Genomic DNA, 13,559 nt, shown 5'->3' on the forward strand with positions numbered 1-13,559 from the left:
TATGGTTTTAAAATTAGGTACAATAAAACCATAAATTAAGAAAGAGGTGGATTGAATGGCAACAGTTTATAATTTTAGTTATACAGGAAATGAACAAAGTGTAACATTAAAACCTGGTAAATATAAATTTGAGTGTTGGGGTTCTTCTGGAGGTATCAACAATTCTTCTTGGCATACTGATGCTAAAGGCGGATATTCTAAAGGTGAAATTATATTAAAAAAACAAACTACATTATATATTTATGTTGGTGAAAGTGGTTTTGCTTCTTCATCTACGAGTAATAATACTAAAAGTGGTTTTAATGGCGGTGGTAAAGGTTATTTGAATCAACAGGTTATGGGTACTTATTATTCTATGTATGGTGGAGGTGCTACGGATATAAGACTTGTTGGAGGTGCTTGGGATAAGGAACAAGGTCTTTTATCTAGAATAATTGTTGCAGGAGGAGGTGGAGGTACGTATTATCCTTATACTGGCGGTGTAGGAGGAGGATTAGAAGGAGGGACTGGATATAGTGCTAACGACAGACATCGCCCTGGTGGCACTCAGTATCAAGGTGGTATTGGCCATGTAAGTACAGAAAACGGAAGTTTTGGAAAAGGGTGTTCTGTTAAAGATTCAATTGGCGAAGGCGGTGGAGGTGGCTGGTTTGGTGGTGCAGGCATGAATGGTGTAGGTGCAGCTGGAGGAGGAAGTGGCTATATATTAACAAAAGATAGTTATAAGCCTGCTGGCTACACACCAACATCTGAATATTATTTTGATAATGCTACTATGGAATCTGGCGGAAATACTGCTGGTGCTTATGGTTATGCCAAAATTACGTTATTACAACCATTACCATTTTTAACAGTATCATCTTATAACTCCACACAGGCTATATTCAAAGCTGACCACACAGACCCTACACTATTAACCAAGATAGAAGTATTTATAGATGATAGATTAAAAGAAACTATAACAACAGACTTAACTCTTGAAAAAACAATTAACTATACATTAGAAGATAACGCACTACACACACTTAAAATAGTTGTTACAGACAGTGCTAATGCTACAGCTGAAAAAGTTGTAAGTATAAGTAAGAATATAATGCCATTAGGTGATGATGCCAGTCTACAAGACATAGCAAGTAAAATTAGTGAAATGAAAGAAGGTTTAAAAAGTGGAAAAAGAAGTATTGTAAATGTATTAGCATTAAAGGATATAGATGCAAGTTTAAACAATACATTTGTTGAATTATCCGAAAAAGTAAAAGATTATTTTGATAGTGCAGATTCTTTTTTTCAAGAGGCTAATAAAGGGAAAGAATTAATTGCAACTGCTATTGGCTCACCTGCTATAAAAGAAAATACTTTTGCAGAGTTATCAAATATTATTACTCAATTTAAAAAAGATATAGGTAAAAAAATAGGAAGTAATATAAATAGTCAATTTTCAGAGATAATTAAATATATATCTAATTTTGTAAAAGTAAGTTATATTCAAAGTGCTACCAATTGTTTTGGATATGCATATAGTTCAAGCAGTCTTGGACATGGCACATCTGGTACTGATGGAAATGGAGCAGACACCCTTTTTCTAGAACATGTTTTTGGTGGAGATGGTTACTGTGAAGTTGTATCTTCAGTAAGTAGAGGTTCTAAAGGGTATGCTGTTTGGCTTAATATAAAGCACACAAGAAATGGAACTGTAGTTTTTGAAAAACGAATTGCTTCACAAGACCAAAGTACAAATAAATTCTTACATGACCTTTTTGTTATGAAAGGAGATAAGATTTCTATATGGTATGGTAATAATGGGTATAATACTGAAACATATTCATATTTAGCTGAATCTAAATTAATGGGAAATATAAAATTTGAAATATAAAAAATACAAACCATAAGGCTTAGATAATCTCTAAGTCTTATTTCAATTAATAAGGAGGTTTTCATGAATGAAGAACTTTTCAACGCAGATTTAAAAAGACATGAAACAAGAATAAATAAACATGGAGAAGAAATAGACGAATTAAAGATAGCGAATATTGAATCTAAAGCAGAGTTAAAGGCATTGTGTGAGAATTTAAACTCACTTACGAGCATGTTGAAGTGGCTAATTGGAACAATGATTACAACCTTAGTAGGGTTCTTTATATTTGCAATACAAAGAGGAATATTTTAAATTAGGAGGAAAATAAATGGATAATTTAATAAGTTTTATACCCGAGCAGTTGCTAATTTTAGTAGCTGCTCTTTATGTTATAGGAGCAGGATGTAAGAAATATAAACAACTAGATAATAAATATATTCCAGTAGTGTTATTGATACTTGGGATAGGTTTTTCAGTATGGATGCTGGGATTAAATGCTGATGCAGTCTTACAAGGTGTAATTTGTTGGGGTATATCAATAGGTATAAATCAAACTTATAAACAGTTAAAGGAGGAAAATAAACAATGAAAATATGTATTACAGTAGGACACAGTATTTTAAAAAGCGGTGCATGTACTTCTGCTGATGGAGTAGTTAACGAGTATCAATACAATAAATCTCTTGCACCAGTATTAGCAGATTTATTTAGAAAAGAAGGGCATAAAGTAGATGTAATAATATGCCCCGAAAGACAGTTTAAAACTAAGAATGAAGAAAAGTCTTATAAAATACCTAGAGTTAATAGTGGAAGATATGACTTACTCATAGAACTACATCTAAATGCAAGTGATGGTCAAGGGAAAGGCTCAGAGGTGCTATATTATAGTAATAAAGGACTAGAATATGCAACTAGAATATGTAAGAAACTAGGCACAGTATTTAAAAATAGAGGAGCTAAATTAGATAAAAGTTTATATATTTTAAATAGTTCCAAACCTACAGCAATACTACTTGAAAGTTTCTTCTGTGACAATAAAGATGATTATGAGAAGGCTAAGAAACTTGGATATGAAGGTATTGCTAAGTTGATTGTTGAGGGTGTATTAAATAAGAGTATTAATAACAATGAGGTGAAGCAAATGTATAAACATACAATAGTATATAGTGGTGATGATAAGGTTTCAGCAGACATATTAGGGTTATATTACAAAAGGGCAAAAGAAAGTTATTTAGTGGTAGATATAAAAGACTATAAGCCATATCAAACACAAAATCTGTATGTAATTGGTGGAGTAACTTGCAATAAAATGAAAGAAATGAGTAAGACCACAGGAGAAAAGTTTACTCAGATATATGCTGATGATGTATGGTCTACAATGGATAAGGCTAGAGACTTTGTGAAAGAAAAATTATAAGTTTTAAAGTTTTATTTAAACAAGTATATAGATAAGAAAAATTTATATCAAAGTTTTTCTTATCTATTTTTTCTTATAAATATATTTATTAAATTTATAAAAACATATATTTCTAGAAAAAATATGTTTTTTGACTATTTATGCGTTTTTGATGACTAGTTAGACAGCAAGTGTTGAATATTTTGAATATTTAATTTATTAAAATAAAATTAAGAGGTGATTTTATGAATTTAGATTTTCACTATTATGGTACATATCTTGCAGCTAAAATAGCTGGTTATAATGATTCTGATGCAAATATAATAGCTTATGCTGCTCAATATGTGGATGAATCAACTAAGAGTATGATTCTTGAAGATGTAAATTTTACACTACCTACAGTACAGACAACTTTAGAATTTGAAAAATATTATGCAGATTTTACTTCATGGGGCTATAAATGGAATCTTGATAGTTTGAATGAAATAAGAAAAGTATGGATACCATTTCATTTTTTACCTGGAAATTTGAACAACCAATATGAATATAATGGAGTTAAAGAAAGCACAGGACTTACAACAAACTGGAAATTTAAAGATGGAGATGAGAGAAGATTTAGATTAATGTGTTTACCAAATAGTGAAACTGTTTCTTCTATTATAAATGACCTTATCTATTTTCATAGTACTGAAGAATATAAATTACAATTTATTGGAATGAGAATGCATGTACTTGCAGATACATGGGCACACATGTATTTTATTGGAAGACCTGAATGGTATATTAATGATGTTAAAGAATTTATAGCAGAAGAAAGTAAATACATAGAAGAAACTAAATGGACTAAAGCAGAAGAATATCGTAATGGTAGCTGGCATGCTATTAATGTTTTTGGTACTCCTGAGGTTGGTGGATATGAAGGAATTGCATATCTTGGACATGGAAGAATGGGTCATATACCAGACTATGGATATCTTAATTACAGATATGTTCCAAATTGGAGTTGTACTGATGATAAAGTGAAGATACAAAAAAATAATCAAGATAATTTCTTTAAAGCATTTTGTCAAATGGTATATGCACTAAAGTGTATTAAGAATGGTACTGATTTTAGCCTAAATCAATATGAGAGTTTAACAGAAAATCAGAAAACAGAAGTTATAAAAGTAATAACAACTAGAAAAGATGACCAGTCAGATGCATGGGAAAAAGCAATAAAAGCTTTAGGATATAGTTCTTTAGATAAATTTGATAAAAACAAATGGAAAAATGAATTTGAAAAATCTTCTAATAAACAAAAAACAAACTATTATTATTTTAATCTAGTAGCCAAGAAACATATAGATTATGTAAATAATTTCTTAGAAGAAAATAAATTGAAATTAGATGAAATGTGTAGTGAATATTGTGAATTCAAGACTTTTGATGATAGACAATTTGCTAAAAATAGAAATAAATTAACAAAGATTATACTTAGAGGAGCTTTTATAGTTGATGCTATACAGTTTGTGTATGATGGAAAATATAAAACTCAACTACATGGAGAACCTTTTGGAGGTAGCATAGTATCTATGGATTTAGATGCAGATGATTACATAATTAAAATAAGTGGTTCTATAGGATGGTTTACTGGTTTACCTATACCAGCTAGAACAATAGGTAAAATAACTTTTTTAACTAAAAAAGGAAAAACTATAACAGCAGGAGAAGAAAGAGCATTTAAGAAATATGGAAACTTTACTCTGGAACCAGAATCTGGTAAACAAATATTTGCCCTTCAGGGCTCATACTCAGTATATAAATTTAGTTCAGAGTATAGCAAGAGATATTTAGACTGTTTAGGGATTGCTTGTATGAAATAATTATATGAGCGAATGTTTAAAAGACATATTAGAAATTTTTATCTAATAGATAGATTAAAGGGTAACAACTATTGTTCAGTTGCTACCTTTTAAAGCGTAGGTATATAGGAAAATAGGTATAGCAATTTTCCAAATATCAATGATAGTATAAAGCCCGAAAGAAATATACCTAATATATACCATAAAAAAGTATTTAGATTCTTTTTCATAAATAACCACCAACTCATATTATATTTAATCTTCTTAATTAAAGTATATCAATAATAAGTACAAAGAGTATATAAAATATTACAAATATTAACAGGATACATAAAACTATAGCATAACCTGTAATAATAAAACGAACGAAAATTATCATACTAAAACATAAGACATTTTATAATTGTATTAGATATATACATTAACATACACCAAAGCACTCTTTTTATAGGAGTGCTTATTTTTTTTGAAATACATTAAGGTATAAAACTGTCAAGAACATTACTCAATACACCTTAAAATTGATTTAAATAGTTCTTTTTAACAACCTAAATTATGTGATATAATAAAAAAATAGAAGTGTACTACGAATACACTTCTATAGTTGCAATTAAGCATTCTCATGGACGGGAGTGCTTTTTTTATTTTTCCAAATAATTTTGTTTTTTTCATCTGTAATTATTAAATCAATCTCATTTTCTTCTAATATTTCTTTTGCAGTACAAATAAGATTATCTAAATCAAAACTTCTTGTAACTTCTAGTTGCTTATTATTTATAATTCTCTTTAGTATGGAAATTTTAAAAGCACACATATTATAATCCTTTCTTTTAGCAACAGTTTATTTTAAATTGTAGATAAAACTAAAAAGGGTTATTCTAGAAAACAAATTCCATTTAATTATACCTACTTATCAATATCATCACTTGATGTAGGCAAGATTCTACCACATTTTCTCCGTACTTTAGTATAAAATCATTTAACTGTGTATCTATAAAATCACAATAATCATATGAATCACCTATATAAGCGGTTAATATGTGTGTACACATATCCATTTTTCCCATATACATTGTTCACCTCCCTAAAAACAAAAAGAATATATCTTTTTGGCAACTGGCTGACATAACTTATAATTAATTTTATAAGTTTTAGTCCCTATAGCTTTACGTCACTAAATTTCTCTAGTTTTGCTGATTTAGTTTTATTCTACAATTACAATGATACATTAGAATTAATTATTATTCAACATACCTGTCAGAAAATTAAAAATTTTAATAGTTATCTTAATAATATGAAAATTATTTCGCCTTAAAGAACAAAACAAATGGGTTGAATATATGGTAAATTTTACCTGTAGTTTTTGTATAAAAAAGCTCCTATTATTAATTTAAGCTAGATTGAATTTGAGGAAGTGACATAAAAATGGAGCAACAAGAGGTAATAGACAAACTACGTAGAGGAGAATTGATATTGATGGAATATGTGTGGAGGAAAAAGTCTATTCTATCTAAAAAAGAAATAATATTATCAATGCAGGAGAGGTATAAATGGAGGAAAAGCACTACAGAAATTTTACTTAAAAGATTAGTAAAGATGAAAGTATTAAATAAGAAAAGAACAGGTTTTAAATTAAATTATAAGGTACTAGTAACTAAAAAAGAATATTTAAGTGCTAGAAAAGAAGAAAGAAATACAAGTAGAGATAATAACTTTTTTATAAGAATATTTACAACGATACATAAAATAAATAATGTTATAGAAGAAAAATTAAAAAGATTTATAAAAAATATGCAAAATATAGTAAAAAGATAATTTTATGTTTATATAGAAAGAAGGAAAATATTATGTTGAATAAAAAATTACCAGATGCAGAATTGAAACTCATGAAACTTATTTGGAATTCTGGTTATAAAACTGTAATATCAAAAGATGTTGCAGATGAGACAGAAAAAACGTATGGCTGGAAACATACAACTACAATTACACTTTTATCAAGATTAACTAAAAAAGGTTTTTTAATATCTCAGCGAATTGGAAAACATGTACACTATACAGTATTAGTAAAAGAAAAAGAATATCTAAAATTGGAAGGTAAAAGAATTTTTGGAGGTTTACATAACAATCCTCTATCAGAACTGATTTCAAAATTACATGATGGAGAAGAAATAACAGAAGACAAAATAACAGAAATAGGGGACTGGATAAAAAGTTGGAAGGATGAAGATTAATAGATACAAAAAGGTAGCATCTATATAAATAGTTGCTACCTTTTTTATTGCTGTGGATAGTTGTGTTGATAAGTTGTGGAAAACTTATATAAAAATTGTGGATAAAATATTTTACTGACATCTAACTGACAAAAGTTAAAAAAATAAATAGTCTGAACATTAAAAAATAGCCATATATAAAAAATAAAATAAATAAAAGTAACACTTTATAAGTGTTATTCTTTTTATTATTAACAAAAAATGGTTAAAATGTTGACGGAGAGATAAAACTCTATTATCATAAGAAGTGGGGGGATTCAATGATTGACAAAGTATTCAATGTACAAGAATACTTAATCTAAAAAAATTTATGGAGGGAAAAATTATGAGTAAGAAAAAGATAGGTTTAGTGCCTAAACTAATCATCGGTATCATAGTCGGTATTTTAATCGGAAGTTATGCACCAGAAATAATAGTTCAAATATTAGTAACAGTTAGTACTTTATTCTCAGCATTCTTAAAGTTTGTCATACCATTTATAATTATAGGATTTGTAACAGCAGGGATAGCTGATTTAGCAACAGGAGCAGGAAAGTTATTAGGAATAACTACAGGAATAGCATATGGTTCTACTTTAATTGCAGGAGTATTGTCATTTGCAGTATCTATGTTAATATTTCCAAATTTTATTGATGCAAGTGTAGCAAGTCAAATTGGAGACCCAGAAGCAGGAATGTTAGCACCAATATTTACAATTCCACTAGAGCCTATGGTAGATGTAACAGCAGCAATAGTGTTTGCATTTGTAATGGGACTTGGAATATCAGCTTTAAGAAATCATGGAAAAGGAGAAGTTCTATTTAATTTCTTCCAAGAATTCCAAGAAATAGTAACGAAAACGTTGTCAACAGTAATTATACCCTTATTACCATTATATATAGCAGGAACTTTTGCAAATATAACTATAGCAGGACAAGTATGGACAATATTAGGAGTATTCTGGAAAGTTTATTTAGTTGTAATACCATTACACTTTGTATACATGGCATGTCAATTCACAGCAGCAGGAGCATTCTCAGGAAAGAATCCAATCAAAATGTTAAAAAATCAAATACCTGGATATTTAACAGCTATAGGTACTCAATCTTCAGCAGCAACTATACCAGTTAACGTTGGTTGTGCAGAAAACAATGGTGTAAGTAAACAAATAAGAGAATTCGTTGTACCTCTTTGTGCAACAATACATCTATCAGGTAGTATGATATCTATAACTGGATTTACAACAGCAGTTTTAATGATGAATGGTATGCCTCATGGAATCAATGTATTATTCCCTTACATTGCAATGTTGGGGATAGCAATGGTTGCAGCACCAGGAGCACCAGGAGGAGCTATAATGAGTGCACTTCCTTTCTTACCAATGGTTGGAATACCATCAGATGGTGGTCTTGCGAGCTTAATGATAGCTTTATACTTAACTCAAGATAGTTTTGGTACAGCATGTAATGTATCAGGAGATAATGCAATAGCAGTAGTTGTCGATAAAATAAATGATGGAATGAGTAAAAAAGGAAATAAAGAAAAGCAAAGTGCTTAATTTCTTAATAAATAAAAATGAGTTATCTCAAAAAGAGATAGCTCATTTTTTTATAATTATAAGTCTTTCGTAATTATATATTTTTGTATTCTTTATGCTAATCTGTATCTAGTATTTTTCTATTTAAAAACTGTTTTAAGAGATGATATTAATAATTTATTTTCATCAGGCTTTAATATACATACTCTAAAAAAGTATTCATCTAAACCTTCAAATGAATAACAATCTCTTATTATTATCTTTTGAGGAATTAGTTTCTCACGAAGAGCTTTAGCAGTAAATTCCTTTGTTTTAATTTTACATAATATAAAATTACCTTGAGTATCATATACATCTAGGCTGTCTATGCTTTTAAGCTCCCCAAGTAAGTAATTTCTTTCAGTACTCATTAAGGAAATAGTACTAGAGATAAAGTTTGAATCTCTAAACATTATTTCTCCCATCTTAGAGGCTATTATGTTGATATTCCATAAATCTAAGTTGTTATTTATTTTATTCTTAACAGCATTATCAGATATAAGTCCATATCCAAGTCTTATGCCTGGTGTTGAAAAAAATTTTGATGTTCCTCTTATAACAAATAAATTAGAATAATCATCAACTAATTGAGTAGAAGAGTATATATTTGTATCAGTAAACTCTACATAAGTTTCATCAATCATTAAAAATTTATTTGTGTTTTTTAATATTTCTTTTATTTCTATTTTGTTAAATGCAAATCCAGTTGGATTGTTAGGATTGCAGATTACAACTAAATCATAGTCTTTAGAATTAATAGTCTTTATAAGATTTTCTAATTTTATATGAAAATTATCTTCTTCATTAGCAAAATATTTATCTATAGAACAATTAATTTTAGATAGTTCTTTTTCATACTCTGAATAAGCAGGAGAAAGTAAAAGAGCTTGTTTAGGGTTAATTGTATGTATAAAAGATGAAATTAATTCTGTAGCTCCACTACCAAGTACTATATTATCTATAGAACACTTACAGTAGTTAGATATAGAAGTTTTTAAGTCTATGTAATCAGGGTCAGGATACATAGATACTATATCTATATTGTTTACAATGTATTGTTTGGCTAAAACTGATGTACCAAAAGGGTTTATATTAGAACTAAAATCCATAAATTCTTCTTTTGAAAAGCCATACTTACTAGATAAACTATATAAATTAGCTCCATGATTTGTGCTCATAAAAGTACCTCCAAAAATAAAATTATATAATTAATAAAAATAACTGATTAATATATTTACATATAGATTATAATACAAAGGAATATTTATTCCAAATTTTTAAGAGAAAAAGCAAAAAAGTATGGATAAGCTGTTAATTTAGGTTTAAAAATGATGAAAAAGATTTTAATTGATATTTCAGTATGCTATAATATATAGGTTAATAGATGGAAAGCGGGAGGATTCAAGATGTACAAAGTTACAGGAAAAATGTTGACAGAAGAACAGATAAAAGCAAAAGTTTATGAATTAGGTAAAAAAATAGAAGAAGATTTTAAAGGTGAAGATTTACTCGTAGTAGGTATACTTAAAGGAGCTAGTGTATTTGTTTCAGATTTAATAAGATGTATAGATTTAGATGTAAATATAGATTTTATGAGTGTTACAAGTTATGGAAATTCAACAGAATCTTCTGGTACAGTTAAAATATTAAAAGATTTAGATGTAGATATTGAAGGAAAGAATGTGTTAATTGTAGAGGATATAATAGATTCTGGTTTAACATTAAGTAATCTAGTTGCAGCTTTAAAAACTAGAAATCCAAAATCTCTAAAATTATGCACTCTACTTGATAAGCCTCAAAGAAGAAAAGCTAATATACCTGTAGACTATGTTGGATTTGTTATAGAAGATAAATTCATTGTTGGTTATGGAATAGATTATGCTGAAAAATACAGAAATTTACCTTATATAGGTATAGTTGAGGATGTAGAATAGACTTAAATGTGAATTAAAAGCACTAATCTCTGTAGGAGTTAGTGCTTTTTAATTAAGTATATAAAATTTTAGTAAAGGAGACATCGGTATGGATATTCAATTGAGTATATTATTATTTTTCCAGAGTTTAAGAAATCCAATTTTAAATTTTATATTTCTTGTATTTACAGTAAGTACAGAAGCACCATTATTGATATTAATTACAGCAGTTATATATTGGTGTATAAATAAAAAATGTGGACAAAAAATGTTGTTCGCGATAGTTGGAAATTTTATTGTGAACCTAGGTATTAAAGAATTTGTAAAAGCTCCTAGACCAATAGGTATAAAAGGTCTTGAATCACTGAGAGTTTCTACCGCTGGAGGATACTCTTTTCCAAGTGCACATACTCAAACTGCAACTACATTTTGGGTTAGTATTATGACTATATTTAAAAGAAACTATATACGTTTGTTGGGTGCAGTGATGGTTTTAGGAGTAGGATTATCTCGACTATATTTGGCTGTTCATTGGCCTATAGATGTAATTGCTGGTTGGATACTTGGCATATTTTTTACCATTGTATTTGTAAAAGTATTTGACTATATCGATGATAATAAAAAATATATTTTTCTTGTAGCATTACTCATCCCATTTATATTAATAGCAATATTTCTAAAAAGCCCTGAATATTTTGAAAAATTTGGTATTCTAGTAGGATTTATATTTGGGTATATAGTTGAAGATAAGTTTGTTAAATTTACTACAGAAAATAATAATAAAAAGATTAATTTTAGTAATAAAAATAAAAAGAGCAAAAACATAGTATTTTCGAGAATATGTAGGTTTTTGATTGGAATAGTCACAATAGGAATTTTATATGTTGCTATTAAAGTGTTGATTTCAATATTAATAACGACTTTAAATATAAGTGACTCTAGTATGAGTATAATTTTCATGAATTTTATTAAGTATACATTGGTTGTTTTTTATGGAATAGCAGGAGCTCCTGCATTATTTAAAATTTTGAAATTAAATTAATTTAATTTGTACTATTGTATAGAGACTAATTTAATTTTAAGAAAATTTAAGGGTAGAAAAGAGTGATTATTTGAAGAAAATAGTAGTAATAGGCGGTGGACCAGCAGGGATGATAGCAGCCTCAACTGCATCTAAAAGAGGGTTTGATGTAACTTTAATTGAAAAAAATCATAAGTTAGGCAAGAAGCTTGCAATAACAGGAAAAGGTAGATGCAATATAACTAATGATTGTGATATAGAAGAATTAATAGAAAATGTTCCTACAAATGGTAAATTCTTATATAGTGCTTTTTACACTTTTACAAATGATGATGTAATAAGTATGTTTAATAATCTTGGAGTAAAAACTAAAACAGAAAGAGGAAAAAGAGTTTTTCCAGAAAGCGATAAAGCGTTTGATGTTGTAAAAGCTCTTGAAAAACAAGTAAGAAGCAAAAAAGTAAATATATTATTAAACTCTAAGGTAGAAAAAATAATATCTAAAAATAATAAAATTGAAAAAGTAGTTCTAAACAATAAAAAAGAAATCAAGTGTGATTCTGTCATAATAGCAACGGGTGGATTAAGTTATCCACTTACTGGTTCTACTGGTGATGGATATAAATTTGCTATTTCGCAGGGTCATACTATTGTAGATATAAAACCATCTTTGATTGGTATGGAAGTTCAAGAAGGTTTTGTAAAAGATTTAGAAAAATTATCATTAAGAAATGTTGAGATAAGTGTGTTTAATAGTAAAAAAAAGAAAGTGTATAATGATTTTGGAGAACTTGAATTTACTAAATTTGGTTTAGATGGACCTATAATAAAGTCTGCAAGCTGTAGGATGAAAGATACAACTAAAGAAAATTATACTATACTGTTGGATTTAAAACCTGCATTAGATGAAGAAAAATTAGATAAAAGAGTTCAAAAAGATTTTCAAAAATATACAAATAAAAAATTTGAAAAAGCATTGGATGACTTGCTTCCTAAAAAACTTATACCTATAATAATAAATTTAAGTGAGATTTCTCCAGATACAGTTGTTCATCAAGTTTCTAGAGAACAAAGAAAAAATTTAGTTCATTTACTAAAAAATTTGAAATTTACAGTAAAAAGATATAGACCTATTGACGAAGCCATAATAACTTCTGGTGGAGTAAAAGTGAATGAGATAAACTCAAGTACAATGGAATCAAAATTGATAGAAGGTTTATTTTTTGCTGGTGAAGTAATAGATATAGATGCGTACACAGGAGGATTTAATTTGCAAATAGCTTTTTCGACTGGATATTTGGCAGGTTTTAATTGCTAAAAATTACCTGAATTAAAAATGTTTAAAATCACATAATATTATCAGCAACACAAAATAAATTAAACAGAAGGAAGGTAATCAACATGGCAAGTAACAATAACAACAACAAAACAGTAGTACCAGGAGCAAAAGAAGCTTTAAACCAAATGAAATTAGAAATAGCTAATGAACTTGGTATGAGTAATTATCAACAAGTTGATAAAGGAAACCTTACTGCAAGAGAAAATGGTTATGTAGGTGGATACATGACTAAAAAATTAGTTGAAATGGCTGAACAACAAATGGCTGGAAAAAACAACAGATAGTTAATAAATAATTATTTATAACTATTAGGCTATTGTTATAGCTAGAGCTATCTCAAATATAGAAAGTAATTTCTAAATTGAGATAG

Annotated in this window: 15 protein-coding genes and 1 riboswitch; of the genes, 12 read left to right on the forward strand and 3 right to left on the reverse strand. The window is 28.2% G+C overall.

The genetic code is table 11. From position 1 onward, the window contains the following. Nucleotides 1-55 precede the first annotated feature (55 nt). The 5 genes from IC214_RS10440 to IC214_RS10460 all read left to right on the forward strand — a co-directional run bounded on the left by IC214_RS10440 (nt 56) and on the right by IC214_RS10460 (nt 5,112). Nucleotides 56-1,873: a glycine rich domain-containing protein gene (locus tag IC214_RS10440; RefSeq protein ID WP_227866636.1), complete on the forward strand. Its 1,818-nt coding sequence runs from the start codon at nt 56-58 to the stop codon at nt 1,871-1,873. 63 nt (nt 1,874-1,936) lie between these two features. Then, nucleotides 1,937-2,167 carry a hemolysin XhlA family protein gene (locus tag IC214_RS10445; RefSeq protein ID WP_021385516.1) on the forward strand — a complete coding sequence of 77 codons (231 nt, stop codon included), beginning with the start codon at nt 1,937-1,939 and terminating at the stop codon, nt 2,165-2,167. Nucleotides 2,168-2,183: 16 nt separating this feature from the next. Then, nucleotides 2,184-2,444: a phage holin family protein gene (locus IC214_RS10450; RefSeq protein ID WP_227483477.1), complete on the forward strand. Its 261-nt coding sequence runs from the start codon at nt 2,184-2,186 to the stop codon at nt 2,442-2,444. Then, nucleotides 2,441-3,271, forward strand: coding sequence for an N-acetylmuramoyl-L-alanine amidase (locus IC214_RS10455; protein ID WP_227866637.1), 831 nt, complete (start codon nt 2,441-2,443; stop codon nt 3,269-3,271). Before IC214_RS10450 ends, IC214_RS10455 begins: the two co-directional genes overlap by 4 nt. 224 nt (nt 3,272-3,495) lie before the next feature. Further along, the gene (locus tag IC214_RS10460; protein WP_227866638.1) at nt 3,496-5,112 is read left to right on the forward strand and encodes a DUF6765 family protein; all 1,617 of its coding nucleotides are present in this window, start codon (nt 3,496-3,498) and stop codon (nt 5,110-5,112) included. Nucleotides 5,113-5,701: 589 nt separating this feature from the next. On the opposite strand, the gene IC214_RS10465 is transcribed toward IC214_RS10460, so the two are convergent. Together IC214_RS10465 and IC214_RS10470 are read right to left on the reverse strand one after the other, a co-directional pair. Beyond that, the gene (locus IC214_RS10465) at nt 5,702-5,905 is read right to left on the reverse strand and encodes a hypothetical protein (RefSeq protein ID WP_227483802.1); all 204 of its coding nucleotides are present in this window, start codon (nt 5,903-5,905) and stop codon (nt 5,702-5,704) included. Between the two features lie 82 nt (nt 5,906-5,987). After that, nucleotides 5,988-6,164 (reverse strand): hypothetical protein, encoded by a 177-nt coding sequence (locus tag IC214_RS10470; protein WP_227483801.1) that lies wholly within the window; start codon nt 6,162-6,164, stop codon nt 5,988-5,990. 35 nt (nt 6,165-6,199) lie between these two features. Next, nucleotides 6,200-6,296, reverse strand: a riboswitch (cyclic di-GMP riboswitch). A gap of 220 nt (nt 6,297-6,516) precedes the next feature. On the opposite strand from IC214_RS10470, the gene IC214_RS10475 reads away from it, so the two are divergent. The 3 genes from IC214_RS10475 (at nt 6,517) to IC214_RS10485 (ending at nt 8,898) form a co-directional block, all read left to right on the forward strand. Beyond that, the gene (locus tag IC214_RS10475; protein ID WP_227866639.1) at nt 6,517-6,906 is read left to right on the forward strand and encodes a BlaI/MecI/CopY family transcriptional regulator; all 390 of its coding nucleotides are present in this window, start codon (nt 6,517-6,519) and stop codon (nt 6,904-6,906) included. A 32-nt stretch (nt 6,907-6,938) separates the two neighbouring features. Further along, a complete protein-coding gene (locus tag IC214_RS10480) occupies nt 6,939-7,322 on the forward strand; it encodes a BlaI/MecI/CopY family transcriptional regulator (protein WP_227866640.1) in 384 nt (127 codons plus the stop codon). Between the two features lie 364 nt (nt 7,323-7,686). Continuing rightward, the gene (locus IC214_RS10485) at nt 7,687-8,898 is read left to right on the forward strand and encodes a dicarboxylate/amino acid:cation symporter (protein WP_227483798.1); all 1,212 of its coding nucleotides are present in this window, start codon (nt 7,687-7,689) and stop codon (nt 8,896-8,898) included. Between the two features lie 119 nt (nt 8,899-9,017). Here IC214_RS10485 and IC214_RS10490 read toward each other — a convergent pair whose 3' ends face one another. Further along, nucleotides 9,018-10,094, reverse strand: coding sequence for a pyridoxal phosphate-dependent aminotransferase (locus tag IC214_RS10490; protein WP_227866641.1), 1,077 nt, complete (start codon nt 10,092-10,094; stop codon nt 9,018-9,020). Between the two features lie 228 nt (nt 10,095-10,322). Between IC214_RS10490 and hpt the strand changes: the two genes are divergently transcribed. From hpt to IC214_RS10510, 4 genes are all read left to right on the forward strand, one after another. Continuing rightward, entirely contained in the window at nt 10,323-10,850 is a 528-nt protein-coding gene (gene hpt, locus IC214_RS10495; RefSeq protein WP_227432377.1) for a hypoxanthine phosphoribosyltransferase, read from the forward strand. 88 nt (nt 10,851-10,938) lie between these two features. Then, entirely contained in the window at nt 10,939-11,871 is a 933-nt protein-coding gene (locus tag IC214_RS10500) for a phosphatase PAP2 family protein (RefSeq protein ID WP_227432378.1), read from the forward strand. A gap of 70 nt (nt 11,872-11,941) precedes the next feature. After that, nucleotides 11,942-13,168 (forward strand): NAD(P)/FAD-dependent oxidoreductase, encoded by a 1,227-nt coding sequence (locus IC214_RS10505; RefSeq protein ID WP_227866642.1) that lies wholly within the window; start codon nt 11,942-11,944, stop codon nt 13,166-13,168. An 83-nt stretch (nt 13,169-13,251) separates the two neighbouring features. After that, nucleotides 13,252-13,473 (forward strand): alpha/beta-type small acid-soluble spore protein, encoded by a 222-nt coding sequence (locus IC214_RS10510; RefSeq protein ID WP_227432380.1) that lies wholly within the window; start codon nt 13,252-13,254, stop codon nt 13,471-13,473. Nucleotides 13,474-13,559 lie beyond the last annotated feature (86 nt).

The sequence above is a fragment of the Clostridioides sp. ES-S-0190-01 genome, assembly GCF_020658275.1.
Lineage (GTDB): Bacteria > Bacillota > Clostridia > Peptostreptococcales > Peptostreptococcaceae > Clostridioides.